Raw genomic sequence first — 20176 nt, forward strand, 5'->3', positions numbered from 1 at the left:
AACGGTGGGCATGCCACCCAAGTATAAACTGCATTACATGTTACGTAATATTGTCTTTAATACATGCAATTTCCTGCACTGCTGGCTTGTCCAGCAGTGTTTTAGCGACTCTCGGACGGCTGGTGACTCGCACTGCTAGACGAGCTAGCAGTGGCACACAACTTCTTTCTTTGTGATAGGTTGTGTCTCTCGTAATCTGACAAATGCACAATCGTACGTAACGCACCAGGTCTTCGCGCTTATTTTCGGCCAATGTAGGTCGCGTCGGGGGCGTTCGTCAAATGCGGTGCGTCTCGACGCACCCTACCGCTTCATTTTTGTTGACTTCGTCCGTTTGCTGCTGCGTTTCCGGGGCCAATCCGAGTAACAACGGCAACGCCGCCAACGAGACGCCACACATCACGAGGAAGGCGAGTGAGTAACCGGAGTCTGCGATGATTTGTCCGGCGGCGAATGTGGACCAGGATTCGCAGCCGTTGGTCATGCCCATGTAGGCGCTGAATTGGGTGGCGGCGATGGCGGGGTTCGTGATGTCCATGAACATCGCGTAACTGGATGACGTGAACAGGCCGATCCCAAATGCGGCGGCGGCGAGACAGATCAGCAGATGGTTGCCACGCATTTCGAGGTAGTAGCGATCGCTCCACGCGAGGGCGACAACGGCCACGCAAATCCACAGCATCGAAAATGCCACGAACGCCCGGCGACCGAATCGATCGGAAAGTCGTCCGCCGAGCAGGGCACCGAGCACCATCAATCCGATCATCGGCAACGCGGCGAACTCGCCGATCTCCGCTTCGGTGAAACCGCGATCGATCAGGAACGGTCCGTAAACAACCTCCAACGCTTTGAACGCTGCTCCGCCGAGAAACGCATAAAGCAAACCCAACCAAGTACGGAACTCACCTAAGGCGAGTCGCAACGAATCCCACATCCGCTTGAGTTGGTTCTCGGATTTTTGTGCGGACGAAGTCTTGGGGGCTGTCGGAGCAAGGAAAATTACGAGTGCCATGGAAAACGTGGTCGCGAGAATCAACAAACCGACGACGGCGTCATCGCCGATTCGGGGACTCAGCCACAAAGCACCACCACCGAGACCTGCCCGACCGAGCAACATGCCAAGTTGCATCCAACCGTTGATCTCGCCACGTTCCTGCGGTTCGGTGAGGGCGATACACAGGGAGTCAATCGCCACATCCTGCGTAGCGGCGGCGAAAGCGTGGATCAGTAATGCGGCGGCCATCCAGTGAAAATCCTGCACCGGGTCGAGGACCAACAGTGGAACCAGTGCGATCCCCATCACCGATTGTGCGGTCACGATCCAATGGCGACGTGTCCATCGACGAGATTGCAGCACGTCTAAGATTGGTGCCCAAAGAAACTTGAAGGTCCACGGAATCACCAAAACGGCTGTCAGCCAGGTGATCTGTTCGATGGGGACCTCTTCGCTGCGGAGTCGCGTGGGCAGGGCTAACCACAGAAAACCGATCGGCGCACCTTCGCTGAAATAAAGACAGGCGAATAATACTTTCCGACTGGCGGAGGATTTGAGAGAATGCACGACAATCAACAACCTCGCGGCAGGCAACGGACTTCGACGCGACCACAACTTATAGAGAAAACTTGAAGAACATGGAACCAGTCGATCTCAGTGATTACAAATGGGACGTTCGCATTCGGCAGATGACGATAGATGACTTTGACGAACTCATCGCCATGCAGACCCGCTGTTTTCCCAATATGTCGCTTTGGAAAAAGGATCAGATCGAAAGTCAGTTGTCGATCTTCCCCGAAGGGCAATTGGTCATCGAGATCGATGGGAAAATTGCGGCGTCGGCTTCGAGTTTGATCGTGAACTACGAACCGAATCTCGCATGGCACGACTGGAAAAAGATCGCCGACGGCGGATACATCCGGAATCACACGCCCGATGGCGACACGTTGTACGGTATCGAGATTATGGTCGATCCCGAGTATCGCGGGATGAAACTTTCGCGACGGTTGTACGACGCTCGCAAAGAGTTGTGTCACAAGAAGAATCTCGATCGGTTCATCGTCGCGGGTCGCATTCCGGGGTACCACAAACATGCGGATAAAATGGGGGCTCGCGAGTACGTCGAGCGGGTGATGAACAAAGAACTTCACGACCCCGTCTTGACCGCTCAATTGGCTAACCAATTCGCGGTCCAGGGCTTGATTCCGAGCTATTTCCCGGATGATGAAGCGTCGCGAGGGTATGCAACTTTCCTCGAATGGCGGAACCTCGATCGCACGCCGCCGGAAGGACGACGCAGCCATCGCGCGGTTCACTCCGTGCGTTTGGCCGCCGTACAGTATCAGATGCGTCGGATTAGCAGCTTCGAAGATTTCGCCCAACAGTGCGAGTACTTCGTGGATGCCGCGTCTGATTACCACTGTGACTTCGTCGTGTTCCCCGAGTTGTTCACAACGCAACTTCTGTCGTGCGTGAAAGCAAAACGCCCCGGACTAGCAGCCAGACAGTTAGCGGACTTTACTCCGCAGTACTTGGAATTTTTTGCTGAGTGTGCGGTGAAGTACAACGTCAATTTGATTGGCGGATCGCAGTTCATTCTCGAAGACGAACAGCTCTATAACGTCGCATTTTTCTTCGGTCGGGATGGTTCGATCGAGAAACAATACAAATTGCACATCACTCCCAGCGAACGGAAGTGGTGGGGGGTCTCACCGGGTCATCGAGTGAATGTCTTCGATACCGACTGTGGTCGGGTGGCCATGCTGATTTGCTATGACATCGAGTTCCCCGAGCTTGTGCGGATCGCGGCATCGAAGGGGGCACAGATTATTTTCGTGCCGTTTAATACGGACACGGTCAAAGGGTATCTCCGCGTGCGGATTTGTGCTCAGGCGCGGTGCATCGAAAACCACGTTTATGTGGTGATTGCCGGTTGCACGGGGAATCTGCCATTTGTGGAGAACGCGGACATCCACTATGCCCAGTCTGGCATATATACGCCGGCCGACGTCGGATTTCCTCGTGATGGCGTCGGAGCCGAATGTAACCCGAACATCGAAACGTTCGTGATGGACGACGTCGACTTGGAAGTGCTCCGACGTCACAAGATTTCCGGCAGCGTTCAGAATTGGAACGACCGTCTCACGAGCCTGTATCGTGTGGTCTACAATGAACTCGACGAGCAGCACGAAGTCTAAACAGCAAGGATGGAAAACGAAAAACGGAGGAACGCGAACAATCGACGCTTGTCCTCCGTTAGCTTTTATCTTGCGGTTGGTCTATTAATAACCCCATCCGAGGAATCGTTGAGCACCGTATCCGCCATAGGTGGAAAAGTATGGTGGCAGTGTATTGTAAGCTCCCGGGTAGCCAATTCCCCATGGTCGGTAGAACGGACCGCCGGCTCCAAGAACGGTGTATCCGTCACGGAACAGGCCATTGCCGTATAGACCGGTGCTGTAGAAGCTTCGGAACTGCGGCAAATACCGTGATGGAACCGGTGCGACCGTCCGCGACAGGTGCGACAACGACACGGGTTGCTTCACGTTCACTTGTGGTCGGAGTTGTCCAAAGAGGATTTCCATCGTCGCTTCATGACGGTAAGACGGATTCGCTTCGTACTCGCTGCGAATGAACGGAATCGTTCGGTAGATTCGCTTGTAGTTGCGGGCGTCAACATGGGTCGGAAGCGAAGCCAACGACTCATTCGGCACGATCGTCGGCAACTCAGATTCCGAGAGGACGGCTTCATCGCGCTCAACCGCTTCGGTTGCAGATGGTTCAGGAGCTTGGGCGATTGCGTCTGCTAAATCTTGTGCGACCGCCGGTTGCTTCTCGGTCGATATCCAAGTGAGTTCGCCCTTGATCTGTGGCAAACTCGCGGACTCTTCCGGTGCAGGGGCCATCGCTTTTGGAGTCTCGGGTTTTGCGTTGCCGGTGACGACGTTGAACACTCGCGGGACGATCAAAACTTTCCATGGTTCACCGTTGGCGTCACGAACGTGCTCGAAACGAGCTTGAGCGTGGGGAAGTTGCTCCACGCAATCAGATTCGCAAACTTCGCCACCGACGGCGGTGGAAGCTGTCCCGCCAATCAAAAACAGACACGCCCAAGCGAGAAATCGGTCACGATGAGGCAGAAACATGGTCGGCACCTTACGGTTCATCTAGGGTCGGAAAATCAGCGTGGCCCGCACGGCTCTTCTAATGCGAAAACTCAGCACTCTTTTCACCGTAGAGGTGCAGATCCCCCAGAGTCAATTTGCAAGTCACCGTTTTTCGAGCTATGCCGACGAGATGCCCGCGCAATGCATGTAATCCGGATAATCCGCAGAAACCCATCCAGAATGACATTCGGTTCGATCCTGCGTTTCCCGGAAGTTTTCGCAAGTTGGGAAAACCCTTCGATTCCGACTCATGAGATGAAGTCAAAACAACCGAAAGACTTGGCAGGATCCGTTAGCTTCATGTCCACCGGAGGAATCGGCACCTCATTCCATTGAGGAAATTTTCCCCATATGTCTACAATTTCCGCCGGAATCGGTCTCGTCAGTGGGATCGATACGAAAGCGATTATCGAAGCGCTCGTCTCTGCGCAGACTCGTAGCGTCGACATCATCGAAGCGCGTGTCGCCGGATTCCAAGAAACCGCAAGTGCCTACAATGCTTTGGAGGCCAGTGTCCTTTCGCTGAGTTTGTCGGGGACTCGGCTAAAGTCTGAAAGCACCTTCGGCTCGTTCACCACGACCAACTCCGACACGAGCCAACTGACAGTTCAGTCCGATCGGGAAGCCGTTTCCGCAGGAACTTACGGTTTTCGTACGGTGCGGACGGCGTCGGCTCACCAGTTACTGAGCGGTGGTTTCTCGAGTGCCAACCAGAAGTTAGACGCGGGCACTCTTGTCCTTGGCACTGGCGGTTCACTGAGTCCGCCGGCATCGCTCGACTTGCTCAACGAAGGCGAGGGAATCTCGCCGGGGAAGATCAAACTGACCGATCGGAGCGGAGCGACAGCTCAGGTCGATCTGAGTACAGCGACGACCGTCGAAGATGTGCTCTCGGCCGTCAACTCGGAATCCGATATTTCGATCACCGCCTCTGTTGCAAATGGACGGTTCGTCCTAACAGACACGTCCGGCGGTAGCGGTACGTTGGCAATTTCTGATGTCGGTCTAAGACAAACGGTTGCCGGTCTCGGTTTGGATGGGTCCGCCAGCGGCGATACTTTGACAGGTGCCGAAGTCTTCAACGTTTTCGAGGGGATGACTCTCGACTACATCAACGATGGAAACGGTTTGCGGCTTAGTTCCAAGGCTGCCGACTTCCGCATCCGGTTGACGGACGACTCGACTCTCGACATCAACCTCGATGATGCCACAACGATCGGCGATGTCGTTTCGCTGATCAACGATCACGAAGACAACGAAGGACGTGTGTCTGCGTCATTGGTCAACGGTCGCCTCCAACTCGAAGACCTCACTGGAGGCGGAGGCAGTAGCGAATTATCTGTGGAAAACCTGAGTTCCTCATCGGTTGTGAGACAACTCGGGCTCGATGCAACTGCCAGCGGGACAACGCTTACCGGAAATAGTTTGACCGCCGGTCCCGGTTCGGTGTTGCTGCGGAATCTTAACGGCGGCAATGGCGTGACGGCGGGAACCATCCAAATCACCGACCGCACCGGCACAACCGCCGACATTGATCTCAGCACAGCGGAATCGCTCGACGAAGTGCTTTCGGCCATCAACAATGCCAAAAGCACCGGAGATGTCGACCTCCAACTTCGCGCGGAAATCGACGCCGCCGGAACGGGCATCATCATCACCGATACTTCGGGAAGCACCGCGTCGAATCTGATTATCTCAGACCTGAACGGCAGCCTCGCCGCGGATCTGAAAATCAGCACGGATACCGACGGCACAACCGTCGAGTCGGCGCAACTCAATCTGCGGTCGGTCAATGAAGCCACGTCGCTCTCGACGTACGCACCCGACGGAAAATCGGTCGGGTTGGGTTCGATTTTGATTACTGACTCCGCCGGCAAAGAGGCAATCGTCAGTATCAACTCCACGGTCAAAACCATCGGCGATGTGATCGACCGGATCAACGCTGCCAAAGGAATTTCTGTTACAGCACGACTGAATGACACCGGCGACGGGTTCGTGATTGTCGATGATGCCGGTGGTGAAGGCACACTTTCCATCGAGCAATCCGGCGACGGGACAACCGCGGAAGACCTGCGGCTCACCGGCAGCGTGGGCGACGACGGCAACGGCAATCAAACGATTTCTAGTCGCAAGGCAGTTGTCATCGAATTGACTGGCGAAGAAACCGTTGCCGATCTGGTCGAGCAATTGAACACGTTTTCGGGGACCGTCACGGCGAGCTTGATCAATGATGGTTCCCCCTTCAACCCGGTGAGACTCGAAGTTCGCTCGGCGACGACCGGCGATTCATCCCGGTTACTGGTGAATTCCACCGGCATCGATATCGCTTTCCAAACCACGGCGGTTGGTCGTGATGCGTTATTGGCGGTCACTTCGGGGGCTGGCCAGGAATTTCTCGTCACGTCGGAAACGAACAAGTTTGAAGACGTGGTCACCGGGCTCGATGTCACTACAGTTGCCGCCTCGGAAACAAGCTCCACGATCAGCATCACCCGCGATGTGTCCCGTCCGGCGGAAGCGATTCAAAACTTCGTCGACACCTACAACAACCTTGTCACGATTCTCGGTGAACTGACGAAGTTCGAACCGTCGACGAACTCGCGTGGCGTGTTGCAAGGGAATTCGTTCGCGTTGCGGTTGCAACAACGATTGAGCAACTTGCTCAACGATCGCTTCAACAATGACGGAACAATCCGCCAATTGAATGACGTCGGCGTGCGAATTTCGACGGGCGGAAAACTTTCGTTCGACGTCGATGAGTTCCGTGAGGTGGCGACCGACGATCCCGACGGTGTGGCCGACTTCTTTCTGCGAGACGAAACGGGTTTCGGTGTTCAGGCCGAGGCGGCGTTGAAAGCGTTGACCGACCCTGTCGATGGCACGTTCAAAACGGCCACCGACGCCGTCCAAGCCAGTATCGACGCTGCCAATGAACGGATCGCCGATTTGAATGAAATTCTCGAAGTGAAACGGAATCGACTTCTGATTCAGTTTACGAATATGGAATCCATTCTGGGGACGTTGAACAATCAGCAACAGGCGTTAGCTGCGTTCCAACCGGTCGGGTTGCAACAGTCCTCCAATTCGTAGTTCTACTCAACATTTCCAATCTGCGAGTCATTAATGACCAACCAGTCTACCGAATATCTTTCGACGGAAGTTCTCACGGCATCTCCATATCGATTGCATCAGATGGTTGTCGATGCAGCGTTACGTTTTGCATACCAAGCCGAAGCCGCGATTTCGAAGCCGGATCGGGAAGTCGTTTCTGTCGCCTGCACACGGAGTCGGGAATTTGTCGCCGAGTTGATCAGTGGGTTGCGTGAGGACTCCGCTCCCGAACTGGTCGGATCGATGAAGGCATTGTTCGTTTTCGTGTTTCGCAACTTGGCCGAAGCTGAGCGGGATTGCGATGCCGAAAAGCTTCAGGCGGCCATTCGCGTGTTGTCGGAACACCGTCAAACTTGGCAGGAATTGGGCCAAGTCATGAGCAAGGCCGGGACTCCGACAGATGGTAACTCGGTGCGACTCAATCGCAGTGCATGAAGACCGATCACGAACAAGTCGTCAAAAACCGCCGAACGAAAACTCGGCGGTTTTTTCGTGCGCGGGTGTCGATTCTGAAAGTTGAGATGTGTCCAAACTGGACACGGCCGTGCGCAAAACGTAACCAATCTACTTGAAGTAGAGGTCACCCGCACGGGGCAACTCCGCAAGGCTGCCGAGTCCAAAGAGTTGCAGGAAGCGTGAGGTCGTTTCGTAATTGACGTTCGACTTATCTTCGGGATCGCGTTTGAGTTGGATCAACTCACGACGCAGCAGTTGGCTGAGCACTCCGTTCGGTCGGCTGCCGAGATGCTTTTCGACTTCCTCTTTGCTGATCGGTTGGTGATACGCGATCAACGAAAGCACTTGGATCGCTTCCTGCGAAAGACGAATTTCTTTCGGTCCATAGCCGTAAACTTTGTGTCGAATCGGTTCGTATTCGTGGCGGAGTTTCATGATCCACCCGCCTTCGACCAGCGTGATTTCGTACGGTCGTCGCTCTTGGTCATACAGCACATTGAGCTCGTGCAACGCATGTTCGACGTAATCCCGATCGAAACCATCGCCCAACACACCGACGAGTTTCTTCGAGGTCAGCGGTTCGCCCCCGACGAACAAAGCGGCTTCTAAAATTTGTTGAGCCTGCAACCGCGGACCGATCGGTATGACATCAGGAGTTTCCTCCGATTCCTCCTGCGACGAGTCCGGTTCTGCAGCGGATTCTTCCGACCCGGTTTCGACCGATGCCGGGGCCTGAAAACCGGGAAAATCATTGAGCGAGCCAACGTCATCCGCTTCGTCTTGTTCGTCGGACTCCAACCCCGGCAATTCCGCCTCGATGGTATCGATCGTTTCTACCGCGCGGAGATAGGCTTCATCCAATTCATCGACGGGGGAATCGTCGACGAAGTCTTCGTCGATATCAGCTTGGCTTGACTCGTCCATTGCGAAGTCCTTTTCGCAGATCGAGATTCATTGCACTCACCGGGTCGGCATCGCCGCCGTTAATGGGGCGGCAATATGCGTCCGGCTTGCGTGATTCTGATTGTCGCTTTCGATGAGTGGAACGTGAAAACCGGGGTGTTCTCGTTGCACATACTCGACGCACCGCGGACAACGCTTGAGGTGAACGACCATGCGCTGGTTAAATTGCTCGTCCAATTCACCGGCGACAAACTGGTTCGTCAACTCGCGAACTTCCCGACAGGCCAACTTAGGATGGGATTCCGACTGGAACCACCAACCGGCGATACCAATCATCAGGAGCAGTCCCGCAGTGATTCCCGCGGACTGTAACCAAATTTGTTTTTGGTGTCGACGTCGCAAATTGCGGACCAGTTGACCCACTTCGCCACGCGGACATTTGCTCCATTCACTCATGATATTGAATTCAGATAGACGGTGATTCTTCGGCGACTTGATCGATTTGGCAGGACTTGCCAGAAGTGATTTCAGAGTAACACTCGTAACAAGACTTGTCTGTAAGACAGATTACATTTTTAGCTCGGAAGAGCAGTTTACTTGAGAACGTTGCGGTTTGGGTTGATGGTCGGCAGACGACCGCGACATTTCCACGACGACCAATGACCCCGCAGAACACGCCAAGGTCTATCCGGATTGAGCACGGACTTGGTGATAAAGACAGGTTTCGAGATCGTCTCGCGATGGAAGTTCCGGCGGTACCGCTCCGATCGAATCCGCCAATCGTCGTAAGTTTCGGACGATGATTCGCCGTCGTTCGATGGTGATCATGCCTTCGCTCTGCAATTCGCCGAGCAGCATCGTAACGGACTCGCGAGTGGTGCCGATGATGTTCGCTAACTCTTGATGTGATAGCCGAATCGACAGTCGAACACCATCGGTTGTGGCCTGGCCGTATTTCTCGGCCAACTCTAAAAGCAGGCAGACGACGCGCTCGCGGTTGGAACGGAACAACAACGACTTCAACCGACGTTCGACCCGTCGTCGGCGGAGACCCATGAGTTTTGTGACACCCAACGTGACAGTCGGGTGGTCGTGCATGAGTTGGTGGACAATAGTGCTCGGGATGAGAACCGCCGTCGATTTCTCCATCGTTTCGGCAAACTCTTCACGCGGCCCGTTCTCGAAGACAGCCAATTCTCCGAACAGCTCGCCCGGGTCGATCAACCCGATCACGGCTTCTTTACCATCCGCAGTGAGGTGGTAAATCTTCACTCGGCCACTCGTCAGCAGCACGAGGGAATCGCTGGCATCCGAGGGAAGGTAGATCACTTCACCCCGTTGAAACTCGCGAACCCGCGAGCGAGACTCGACTTGCTCGATCTGCTCGGGCGAGAGGCGGCGGAACAAATCACAGTTCTTCAAGAACCAAAACTTCTGATCCATAAACGTGTCCCTGCGATCCGGCAACGCCGGTCGGGAATGCGGAATCCACCCGCACCTTAACCAACGCGTCGCATCTCGACAAGTAATTCCGACCGGTCGTCGGCTGATACGAATCCCATCTTGAGTCATTTTTTTCGAAACCCCACGGTGGGGAACGGGGTTTCATAGATGGCAATACGACCGATTTTCACAACTCGCCAGTCCCATTTGAAATTCTTCGGAAAGTCGATTTCATGACCAGGTTGTTCAACAACGACAGTTGGTTTTCTTCATGGCTGCTCGGGATTGCGATTGTGATTCCTGGCGGCATTCTCGCAGGGGAAACCGAAAGCCCTGATGCTGTGAGGACGGCAGCGGATGTCGATCGGTTACTGAACGCCGAGTTCGAACGGCAGGGGGTCGAAGTGGCTCCCCCGGTTTCGGATGAAGACTTCCTGCGTCGCGTGTCTTTCGATTTGGCGGGGAAACTTCCCACCGCTCGCGAAGTCACATTGTTCGGTCTCAATCCTGATAGCCAGAAGCGTCAGCGAGTTGTCGAGCAGCTTTTGAACTCGTCCGAGTATGCGGAGAACTGGTCGCGATATTGGCGTGATGTCGTCTTTAGCCGAGCCACGAATCAGCGAGCCAACTTGGCGCAAGCGGCGTTCACCGAGTGGATGGAATCGGAGTTGGCTCAGAACACCAGTTGGGATGAGATCGCCCGCGAGATCATCACGGCTACCGGCGACGTGCGAGAAAACGGAGCAACCGGGTTAATCTTCGCCCAAGAAGCGACGGCCGAAGAAGTGGCGTCGGAAGTTTCGCGGATTTTTCTCGGCATTCAAATTCAATGTGCGAACTGTCACGATCATCCAACGGACTCGTGGAAACGCGAACAATTCCATGAATTGGCGGCGTTCTTTCCCCGAATTCAACTCCGTCCAAAACGCGAAGGCGACCGTTTGGTTTCGTATGAAGTCGTGTCAGTCTCACCTCAGAACGACCGTCGGCGGGCATTCTTCGCCGAAAATCCCGAACGCATGTTTCGTTTCCTCGATCGCAATCGTGATGGAAAGTTGCAGAAATCGGAAGTGGAACGCTCTCCGTTGGGACGCAATTTTGATCGGTTGTTGAGTTTGGTCGACGCCGACAAAGACAAAGCCATCAACCTGACCGAGCTGAAAAGTTTCACGCCACCGCAAATGCCTGGGCGTGGTTCCAGCGAACACTACATGCCGAACCTGGATGACCCCGCTTCCCAGGGACAGAAAACCGACCCGGTCTTTTTCGTAAATGCTGAGGCGGTGCGACCGGGGGCGACAGATGAAATTCGTCGGGAATCACTCGCAGATTCCCTAACCGATGCCACAAAGAATCCGTGGCTGGCGAAGGCGATTGTGAACCGCATTTGGTCGGAACTTCTCGGCGAAGGGTTCTACATGCCGATCGACGATATCGGCCCAGAACGCTCCGCAACACATCCCGAAGCTTTGGAAATCTTGGCAAACGGCTTTGTCGAAAGCGATTACGACTTGCATTGGTTGTTCAAAACGATCACTGCGACGGAGGCCTATGCCCGACAGATTCGACCCGAGAACCCGGCCGATGCAGCGGTGCCGTTTGCTTCAGGACGTGCGACTCGCTTGCGGTCCGACCAGTTGTTCTCGGCGGTGCTGCAAGCGGTCGATGCCGCAGAACCGACGAATGATGCGTCTCGCGGAGGTGGAGGCGGATTGTATCAACGTCGCCGAACGCCACGAGACGGCTTCAACGATCTGTTCGGTTTCGATCCCTCGACACCCCAAGCGGATATGACAGGCGATGTTCCGCAAGCGTTGTATCTGATGAACTCCCCGCAGGTGAATCGTGCCGTTCGCGCCACTGGCGAGACGGGGCTCGGTCGTCTGCTGGAACGATTTCCCAATGACGACGACGCGTTGGCGGAGCTGTATTTGAAAGTGTTGGCTCGCGAACCGTCGGCCAACGAATTGAGCATCGGCAAACGCTATCTCGCGAAGGTTGCCAACCGCGCGGAAGCCTATGAAGACCTGCTATGGAGTTTGCTCAACTCGAGCGAATTTCTGACACGTCGTTAGTCCGGTTTGTCCGCGGAATTTTACATGTCAAACGGTGTGACTGGCATCCATCGTTGCACCTGTTTTCTTGAATACAAAACACACTCTTTAACGGGATCTGACGATCATGCTGACACAACTTCACGAACAGGTCTTGCGGGATCGCAAGCTCAATTTCAGTCGACGGAGGTTTCTACACACTGTTTCTGCAACCGCAGTGGCAGGTGGCGTGTTGAATCTTCGCGATTGGATGAGTCTCCAAGCTGGGGAACTCCAGAAGCAAAATCGCTCGATGATTTTGCTATGGATGGCCGGCGGACCGAGTCAATTTGAGACCTTCGATCCGAAACCAGGCACCGAAAACGGTGGACCGACAAAGGCGATTCGCACTGCCACCCAAGGCATTGAAATAGCCGAAGGCTGGGAGCAGACCGCGAAAATGATGGATGACATCGCGATCATTCGATCCATGACCAATCGCGAGGGCAGCCATCCCCGGGCGACTTATCAACTCCACACGGGTTATGTTCCCTCGGGCAGTGTTAAGCATCCGAGTTTATCCGCGAACATTGCCCATCAGCTTTCCCACCCCGATCTCGATTTGCCGGCGGTTGTGACCGTGGGCGGCGGGCGAAATATCGGTGGTGCTGGTGCGGGTTTTCTCGGAGTTCAGTACGAACCGTTCGCCGTGCCTCAACCCGGCCGATTGCCCGAAAACGTCGCCCTGCCCGTGACGCGGGATCGGTTCGATCGTCGACGCGGCTTACTCGATGAACTCGAAGAAGAATTCGCAGGTCGAGGCGGTGCAGACGTCGTCGAGAAGCATCGGCGGATCTATGACAAAACAGCGCAAATGGTCGTGAGTGAACAGACCAAAGCGTTCGATTTGTCTTCGGAACCGCAATCGCTCCGCGACAAGTACGGCAACACGCCGTTCGGTCAGGGGTGTTTGTTGGCACGTCGTTTGGTGGAATCTGGTGTGAGTTTCGTCGAGGTTGTCTCAGGCGGCTGGGACACACACCAAGACAACTTCGAACGTATCGGTGGGTTGGCTGGTCAAGTCGATCCAGCACTGGCAACGCTGATTGCCGACCTGAAAGACCGGGGGCGACTCGATTCCACCCTCATCGTATGGATGGGCGAGTTCGGTCGCACCCCACGAGTCAATCCCCGAACCGGACGCGATCACTATCCCCGCGTGTTCAATGCGGCGCTTGCCGGCGGCGGCGTTCGTGGCGGACAGGTGATCGGTTCCTCCTCGCCGGATGGTTCCTCGGTCGAAGACCGACCCGTCGAAGTGCCAGACTTGTTCTGCTCGATCTGTCACTCACTACAAATTGACCCACGTATCGAAAACATCAGCCCGCTCGGCCGACCGATGAAAATCGTCGATGGAGGCGAAACCGTTTCCGAACTCTTCTAGGACGTAACGCAAGCTGAACCCTTTCTTCAAACGTGAGAAGCCCGCCGATTCTATCTGCGGGCTTTTTGACGTTGGTCGCCTTCATTAATATGTGTTCAATACGTGATATGGGGCGATGTTGATTTGACAGCGGTTCGTTTGTCTGTCAGTATCCTACCGCGACCCATGTGGATTCGATCGAGTCCGCTTCGCAATCTCATCGTTTTTTCTTTGAACGATTTTTCTGGACTAATGTGTTTCGTGTTTTTGAGAAGGGTTTGAAATGACTTCGTCTCGTCGTGGGTTCACGTTGATTGAACTCCTGGTGGTGATTGCGATTATCGCAATTCTCATTGCATTGCTCCTGCCTGCTGTTCAACAGGCGCGAGAAGCGGCTCGCCGTACCGAGTGCAAAAACAATTTGAAGAACATCGGCCTGGCTTTGCATAACTATCATGACACCAATGGCGCGTTTCCAGCCGGAAACCTGACGAATTGGAACGGAAGCATGCACTACGGTTATGGCTGGACGTGGCATTCCAAGATTCTGCCTTTCTTGGAGCAGAACAATCTCTACGATGCCGTTTCGAACGTCATTGGCACCGACAGTGGCGGAACCGGGAACACCGAGCAACGTCTAGCGGGGCGAGACACGGTCCTGACCATGTTTCAGTGTCCGTCACACCCGACCGGCAATTTGAACTATTCCGGGCAAGGCGGCTACCAGATTAGCTGCTATAACGGTGTCTGCGGTTCAAACACGTTCAACGATGATCACACTGACGGCCAAAATGACATCGCTTATCGGGGCGATGGAATGTTCTTTTTGAACAGTGCAATCGGCATGCGACACGTGACCGATGGAACAACCAACACCTATTTCGTCGGTGAGGTGCAAACGAAATTGTCGGCCAGTATGCCTGGTGGCGATCGTCACTACTGTTTCTCAGCGGGTGGCGATAGCAATCCTCCGACCGATATTTCCGAGTACCTGATCGGCATGGAAACCGACCCCACTTGGGGCGACCCCATCAACTCTGGTGGCGCAGAAGCAGCAGGTAGCTATCATCCGGGCGGTTGTCACTTTCTGATGGTGGACGGCTCGACGCGGTTCGTCTCGGAGAACATCGACCTCAGAAACTACCGTGCCCATAGCACCCGCGATGGCGGCGAAGTGATCTCGAACTGATCACGTTTCATCTGCGAACGGTCAATTAATAAACGGCCCCGGGAAACACTTCCGGGGCCGTTTTCAATTGGAACGGGGTCTGTTCTTGTTTTCGGTCGGACTGAAACGAAGGCAACTCGGCGTCCTGACTCGGGGGCTTCTAAACAAGCCGCAGCCTATAAGGCGGGAACTTCCCCTTCGGATTTCAGGGGAATGTCGATGGTTTGCGAACCGGATTTGACTTCGATTGTGAGTTTCGACTCGGAATTGTAGCTCGCCGGGAGTTTCTCAAATTGCTTGGGTTGTTCGCCGTCTTGCTCTTCGGGTTGAACACGAGTGATGCGAATGGTGTGTTTGCCGACTTCGGCCCCGTCTCGCTCAGCATCGTAAATGAGAACGTAGGCACCAGATTCATCGGTATAACCGAGGGATGTTTTGCCACCGTCAACTGGTACGAATGCCACTTCCACATCGGAAAGAGGTCGGTCATCGAGCGTGATCGTACCGGAGACTTCACCAACCTCGCTCGCGGTGAACGCTCCGCAACCGGCGAAAATTGTGATGAATCCGTAACCAAGCACACTCCATACGAACCCGCGAAAGGCCATCGTCACTGTTCTCCTGTTGAGTTGTCGAGTCTTACCAATTACCGGCGACGTTAAAACGTCCGCCGCTGAAATGAAATTTATCCGCCGTGTCGGTCGACGTTTTGCGGTCGATCTGACGGTGACTTTTCTTCGGTCTTGTCCACCGCAGGTTCTGCTTTGGGGCGAAAGTAGTCCAGCGTTTGCTTGGCGACCATCTTTCGCGGAGCGAATCGGACTAGCAGCGAACGTATGTAGTTCATCTTCCCGGGGATCGCGTAGAGGCGTCGTTTTTCCATCGCGCGGAGGGCCTTGCGAACGACGGTATCCGGTGATTGCGAGGAGTGTTTCTTGAGCCAGTTCGGAACACCGGCGACATCGAAGAAACTCGTTTCGGTCACGCCGGGACATAACGCCATCACCGTGACCCCGCGATCCCGAACTTCCGCCCACAGCGATTCGCTGAAATGCAGCACATAGGCTTTGCTGGCGGCATAAGCTCCCATCCATGCGACAGGCTGAAATGCTGCAACTGACGACACGTTCACAATCGCTCCGTGTCCCCGCGACAACATGCCCGGTAGGAATCGATAGGTTAATTCCGTCACCGCTTGAATGTTGACGTCAACAAGATTTCGAACGGTCTGTGGATCGGTTCGTTCCACTTCCCCCACCGATGCAAAACCTGCGTTGTTGACGAGCAACTCGATTTGCATCTTGTGACTTCGCACCTGTTCGACCAGCTGCGCGATCTCATCGGCCTTCGAGAGATCACAGGGAATAACGATCGACCGGGTGCCGTGCTGAGTGTGGAGTTCGGCGGCCAATTGTTCCATCGCTTCTTGACGACGTGCCACGAGAACCAAGTGCATCCCGCGGGCCGCCAATCGCCGTGCAAACGCCGCTCCGATACCAGAGGACGCACCGGTCACCAAGGCCCAGCGATCTGCGTATGTGTCAAGCAAGCAGAGACTCCTTGTGGTGGTGCTCCCAATTGATTCCGGGCACATCCTAACACGGCAAGGATGCCTGCGGAACCGACAGAACGAGCCAACCTCAAATTGTCTCCACGATACGCGATGCAGAGTGAGTTTGGTACGATGGACACCTGGGAAGTCATTGGGTTTCGTGGAGGCGATGATGCAAGTACCACTCAGCCGCGAGCAAGTTCGAGCCGTCGATCGACGGGCAATCGAAGAATATGGCATGCCCGGCGTGGCGTTGATGGAGAACGCGGGACGGAACACAGCGGAGTGGCTATGGGAAACCGAACTAGCCAGGAATCCGACTGCGCGGGATGTTATTGTCTGTGCGGGAAAAGGGAACAACGGCGGCGATGGGTTCGTGATCGCTCGGCATCTGGAAAACCGTGGCCTTCTAGTTCGAGTCTTCTTGTTCGCCCGCCCGGAGGACATTCGGGGCGATGCCGCGATCAATCTCGACATCCTGCAGCGGTCAGGGACCCCGATCGAAGTCTGGGACGGGGAAATTGATCATGCGAAACTCGACGATGAACTTTCGGCGGCCAGTTGGGCTGTCGACGCATTGCTTGGGAATGGCATGCAGGGGGAGATTCGCGAGCCGTTTCGAAGCGTGATCCAAACCATCAACGGGTCAGGGGCGTCTGTATTGGCCGTCGATTTACCCTCGGGAATGGACTGCGATACCGGCGAACCGCTGGGCGAATGTGTGCGTGCGAACCGCACAGCCACATTCGTGGCACCAAAACTTGGTTTCACGCAGCCGGTTGCGAAACCGTATCTGGGGGAGGTTCGCGTGATCGACATCGGTGCCCCGAAAGCCGCCCTCCCTGCGTCGCTCTAACGATTCCACGCACGATGACACATTCCTCAGTTCGAACGCGTGATCAGATCGATCGTCCAGACATCCCGGATTTGTTTCGATGTTTGTCGGAACTCATACGCCAGGTGCCTGCCGGTCGCGTCACGACTTATGGAGACTTGGCCAATGCGTTAGGGGATCGCAAAGCGGCCCGTTGGGTTGGCGAGTTTCTGTTGAAACCGGAACGGGCGAGCGAACTCCCGGCACACCGCGTGGTGCTGGCCAGTGGAGAGCTCGGCCGGTACTACGTCGTTCCCGGCATTTCCACTGAAGACCGCACCGCTACGGAACACGCAGCCAAGTCACAGCGGCTGGAAAGTGAGGAGGTTGAAGTCCGCAACGGTATCGTTGACCTGGGTCGTTACCGATTCACCGAGTTCCAGACCGAATCGCCGCTGGCGAAACTGCGTGAGTTCCAAGAACAATTGCGGGGAGAGTTGGTTGAGGAACCGTACCATCAAACGCCCGATGAGATCGCAGCAGTCGATTTGTCCTACGTCGGCGATGGTCGAGCGGTGGCGTGTTACGCGGTTGTGGAAACGGCAACCGGTCAGCTCGTCTGGTCACATACGGTTTGCCAGCGAGTTCGGTTCCCCTATATCACCGGCTATCTCGCCTTCCGCGAGATTCCCGTCCTGTTGACGTTGTTGGACGAAGTCCGAAATCATCGTTCGATCGCAGATGTGGTCTTCGTCGATGGCAACGGACGCTTGCATCCCCGTCGAGCCGGTATCGCGTGTCAGCTCGGTGTGTGGGCGGGAATTCGTACCGTTGGTGTCGGGAAGAAACTGCTTTGTGGGCGGGTCAATCTCGACCACGTCACAAAGGAGTCAGCGCAACCGATTCTTGACGGAGACGAGCAAATCGGGCTAGCGATGCGAGCCACAGATGACAATCGCCCGGTCTTCGTGTCCGCCGGACATCGGATCGACCTCGCCAACGCCACTCGTCTTGCAGGTGCGTTATTCCATGGGCACCGTCTGCCAGAGCCGATCTATCAAGCCGATGCACTGAGCCGAGTGGAGGCAAAAAAACTTCAGTAGTCCGTGTCCGTGCTGACGTGATCCGCCTACAATCCCGTCATTGAAACAGAAGCGTTCAGGCTTGGAATGAATTGGTTGCAGTGTCATGGGTGTGGTGAATTGCTTCTCGGTGGAGTCGACGATCGAACCGGCTCTGGCTCCCGTGCGAACTCGCTTGCTGGAGCATCCCATTTATGAAGCGGTCAACGATTTGAGGGCGGTCCGCGTTTTCATGCGGAGTCACGTGTTCGCGGTCTGGGACTTTATGTCGTTGTTGAAGCGGTTGCAGGCCGACGTGACCCGTACCACCCTGCCCTGGCTTCCGCCCGCCGATCCGCAATTGGCCCGGTTCGTCAACGAGATCGTTCTCGGAGAAGAAACCGACGAGGACGGCGATGGTGGATACTGTAGCCATTTCGAACTCTACCAGTTCGCCATGCGGGAACTCGCGGCGGATACGCAACCGATTGACACCTTCACGTCGCGACTTCGATCTGGATGGTCGGCCTCGAAAGCGTTGGATGAGATCGACATTCCACATACGACCCGCGAGTTCACGCTGCGGAACTTGGAACTCGCTGAGACCGCCCGTCCTCATGAAGTCGCAGCTGCATTCTGCTTCGGACGGGAAGATGTCATCCCAGAGATGTTCGCTCGGTTGGTTCGTTCGTTGCCGGCGGGAAATCAATCGGTCCAACGGTTGGCTTACTACCTCGAACGGCACATCGAACTCGATGGCGACGAACACGGTCCCTTGGCCATTCGGCTTGTCAACCGCTTGTGCGGCGAAAGTGAGCAAGCATGGCGGGAAGCCACCGAGGCGGCGATTTCCGCGGTTCAACTCCGGATCGATTTATGGGATGGAGTACTCGCAGCTCTCGAAGGCCAGACAACGGGTTCTGAAACCCGGTGAAGTGGCTCTCTACTCGTTTCACGTGAAACAGAGTTCGCAAGCGGGCCAACCACTCCAAGCGGCCGACTCGGATGGTTTCACGTGAAACACCCCAGCTTGCCATCTTCTCTACGGGCAAGCAGACGGAAACGAAAAAAGTCCGCCTCCACGGGTCAGGTGGAGGCGGACTTTCGGGCAACCTGCTATGCGTCCGGGGTCAGCGGACGGCTCGGGTCAGCGAGCAGTAGCGGTGAGTGACGGGCAACGTCCAGTCAAAGCGGCGGTGAGATTCGAGTCAGTCCAACATGGGCGGCGGTGAGAATTCGAGCTGAGGGCATTCGACTTAGTAGCTCTTGCCGGAGCCTTTGGGACCTTCAGGACGTGGGCCGAAGTCGCAAGAGATATCGTGTTGGCCGTCGCCATCGTCTCGGTGGTCGCGGAACTTGCTGCCGACCAACTTGCCTTTCGTGCCGTGGAATCCGGCGAAGGTGTAGGATTGGTTGATGCTACCGATCGCGGCTCCCACGTCGTTCAATTCGCCGTTCACACTGTAGGCCACTTCGGACAGACCAACGACTAACCCAATCACCAGGATGGTTGCAATCAGGATCAGTTCTGCGGAGACAATGAATCCGGCTTCGTCGTTAAGTAGTGAGATGGCGAGGTTAATCATGGTGCTGCTTTCTGTCGGATGAGTCGGTTGCTCGAAGTTTTGATTTGTGTCAGCCGTTGCTTGGCTGATGATGAGATGTAAAGCAGACGAGATGCCAAACCTCGAGGATTGATAAGAATCTTGAACAAACACCGCAGACGCAGTGACGCAAACTCAGCGCGCAACGTAACTTGCGACATTCTCAGGAAATCACGGCGGTGTATTGATCCTTTAACGTGGTGATCGCGTCCATGTTGCCCTTTCACTACACGGTTTGGCCTCAATCGTGAGAGACTCGTCGTTAAGTGAATGGAGCGACGAGGTTCCGGGTAATGGTGCATCTTGGCATCATGATGTGTTTCCGCGACATCGCGAAAGCGGTGAGGAAATCCACGGGTCAAAAAAATTCCTCTGAAATCCGAGCCCGGACAGTTGACTCTCTGCGAGATTGAATCATAATCGGGCAACGCGGGGTGTGATCACCTC

The 20176-nt window shown here is 55.2% G+C and carries 17 protein-coding genes; 9 read left to right on the forward strand and 8 right to left on the reverse strand.

The window, feature by feature from the left end; genetic code table 11:
• Window positions 1-277: 277 nt before the first annotated feature.
• Window positions 278-1561, reverse strand: coding sequence for an MFS transporter (locus AC5DDB_RS28320; RefSeq protein ID WP_491743133.1), 1284 nt, complete (start codon window positions 1559-1561; stop codon window positions 278-280).
• A gap of 71 nt (window positions 1562-1632) precedes the next feature.
• On the opposite strand from AC5DDB_RS28320, the gene AC5DDB_RS28325 reads away from it, so the two are divergent.
• On the forward strand, window positions 1633-3192 hold the full coding sequence (locus tag AC5DDB_RS28325) for a GNAT family N-acetyltransferase (RefSeq protein WP_491743134.1): 1560 nt from the start codon (window positions 1633-1635) through the stop codon (window positions 3190-3192).
• An 84-nt stretch (window positions 3193-3276) separates the two neighbouring features.
• On the opposite strand, the gene AC5DDB_RS28330 is transcribed toward AC5DDB_RS28325, so the two are convergent.
• Window positions 3277-4140: a hypothetical protein gene (locus AC5DDB_RS28330; RefSeq protein ID WP_491743135.1), complete on the reverse strand. Its 864-nt coding sequence runs from the start codon at window positions 4138-4140 to the stop codon at window positions 3277-3279.
• Window positions 4141-4512: 372 nt separating this feature from the next.
• Between AC5DDB_RS28330 and fliD the strand changes: the two genes are divergently transcribed.
• Entirely contained in the window at window positions 4513-7251 is a 2739-nt protein-coding gene (gene fliD, locus AC5DDB_RS28335; RefSeq protein ID WP_491743136.1) for a flagellar filament capping protein FliD, read from the forward strand.
• Window positions 7252-7284: 33 nt separating this feature from the next.
• Window positions 7285-7707 carry a flagellar export chaperone FliS gene (locus tag AC5DDB_RS28340; protein WP_491743137.1) on the forward strand — a complete coding sequence of 141 codons (423 nt, stop codon included), beginning with the start codon at window positions 7285-7287 and terminating at the stop codon, window positions 7705-7707.
• 129 nt (window positions 7708-7836) lie between these two features.
• Here the strand turns inward: AC5DDB_RS28340 and scpB are convergent, their stop codons facing one another.
• The 3 genes from scpB to AC5DDB_RS28355 all read right to left on the reverse strand — a co-directional run bounded on the left by scpB (window position 7837) and on the right by AC5DDB_RS28355 (window position 10074).
• The gene (gene scpB, locus AC5DDB_RS28345) at window positions 7837-8652 is read right to left on the reverse strand and encodes an SMC-Scp complex subunit ScpB (RefSeq protein ID WP_491743138.1); all 816 of its coding nucleotides are present in this window, start codon (window positions 8650-8652) and stop codon (window positions 7837-7839) included.
• Window positions 8653-8688: 36 nt separating this feature from the next.
• Window positions 8689-9087 (reverse strand): zf-HC2 domain-containing protein, encoded by a 399-nt coding sequence (locus AC5DDB_RS28350; RefSeq protein ID WP_491743139.1) that lies wholly within the window; start codon window positions 9085-9087, stop codon window positions 8689-8691.
• A 228-nt stretch (window positions 9088-9315) separates the two neighbouring features.
• A complete protein-coding gene (locus AC5DDB_RS28355; RefSeq protein ID WP_491743140.1) occupies window positions 9316-10074 on the reverse strand; it encodes a Crp/Fnr family transcriptional regulator in 759 nt (252 codons plus the stop codon).
• A gap of 233 nt (window positions 10075-10307) precedes the next feature.
• Here AC5DDB_RS28355 and AC5DDB_RS28360 point away from each other — a divergent pair, with 233 nt between their 5' ends.
• From AC5DDB_RS28360 to AC5DDB_RS28370, 3 genes are all read left to right on the forward strand, one after another.
• Window positions 10308-12149: a DUF1549 domain-containing protein gene (locus tag AC5DDB_RS28360; protein WP_491743141.1), complete on the forward strand. Its 1842-nt coding sequence runs from the start codon at window positions 10308-10310 to the stop codon at window positions 12147-12149.
• A gap of 106 nt (window positions 12150-12255) precedes the next feature.
• Entirely contained in the window at window positions 12256-13551 is a 1296-nt protein-coding gene (locus AC5DDB_RS28365; RefSeq protein ID WP_491743142.1) for a DUF1501 domain-containing protein, read from the forward strand.
• Between the two features lie 262 nt (window positions 13552-13813).
• The gene (locus AC5DDB_RS28370; protein ID WP_491743143.1) at window positions 13814-14719 is read left to right on the forward strand and encodes a DUF1559 domain-containing protein; all 906 of its coding nucleotides are present in this window, start codon (window positions 13814-13816) and stop codon (window positions 14717-14719) included.
• Between the two features lie 155 nt (window positions 14720-14874).
• Here AC5DDB_RS28370 and AC5DDB_RS28375 read toward each other — a convergent pair whose 3' ends face one another.
• Together AC5DDB_RS28375 and AC5DDB_RS28380 are read right to left on the reverse strand one after the other, a co-directional pair.
• Window positions 14875-15306 (reverse strand): hypothetical protein, encoded by a 432-nt coding sequence (locus AC5DDB_RS28375; RefSeq protein WP_491743144.1) that lies wholly within the window; start codon window positions 15304-15306, stop codon window positions 14875-14877.
• A gap of 77 nt (window positions 15307-15383) precedes the next feature.
• Complete coding sequence (locus AC5DDB_RS28380; protein ID WP_491743145.1) at window positions 15384-16247, reverse strand: SDR family NAD(P)-dependent oxidoreductase; 864 nt, start codon at window positions 16245-16247, stop codon at window positions 15384-15386.
• Between the two features lie 172 nt (window positions 16248-16419).
• Here AC5DDB_RS28380 and AC5DDB_RS28385 point away from each other — a divergent pair, with 172 nt between their 5' ends.
• The 3 genes from AC5DDB_RS28385 to AC5DDB_RS28395 all read left to right on the forward strand — a co-directional run bounded on the left by AC5DDB_RS28385 (window position 16420) and on the right by AC5DDB_RS28395 (window position 19059).
• Window positions 16420-17106, forward strand: a complete 687-nt coding sequence (locus tag AC5DDB_RS28385) for an NAD(P)H-hydrate epimerase (protein ID WP_491743146.1) — start codon at window positions 16420-16422, stop codon at window positions 17104-17106.
• A 14-nt stretch (window positions 17107-17120) separates the two neighbouring features.
• A complete protein-coding gene (locus AC5DDB_RS28390; protein ID WP_491743147.1) occupies window positions 17121-18167 on the forward strand; it encodes an endonuclease V in 1047 nt (348 codons plus the stop codon).
• Window positions 18168-18252: 85 nt separating this feature from the next.
• Complete coding sequence (locus AC5DDB_RS28395; RefSeq protein ID WP_491743148.1) at window positions 18253-19059, forward strand: DUF3050 domain-containing protein; 807 nt, start codon at window positions 18253-18255, stop codon at window positions 19057-19059.
• Window positions 19060-19381: 322 nt separating this feature from the next.
• Here the strand turns inward: AC5DDB_RS28395 and AC5DDB_RS28400 are convergent, their stop codons facing one another.
• Window positions 19382-19711 (reverse strand): branched-chain amino acid aminotransferase, encoded by a 330-nt coding sequence (locus tag AC5DDB_RS28400; protein ID WP_491743149.1) that lies wholly within the window; start codon window positions 19709-19711, stop codon window positions 19382-19384.
• Between the last annotated feature and the right edge of the window lie 465 nt (window positions 19712-20176).

The sequence above is a fragment of the Thalassoroseus sp. genome (genome assembly GCF_984380535.1).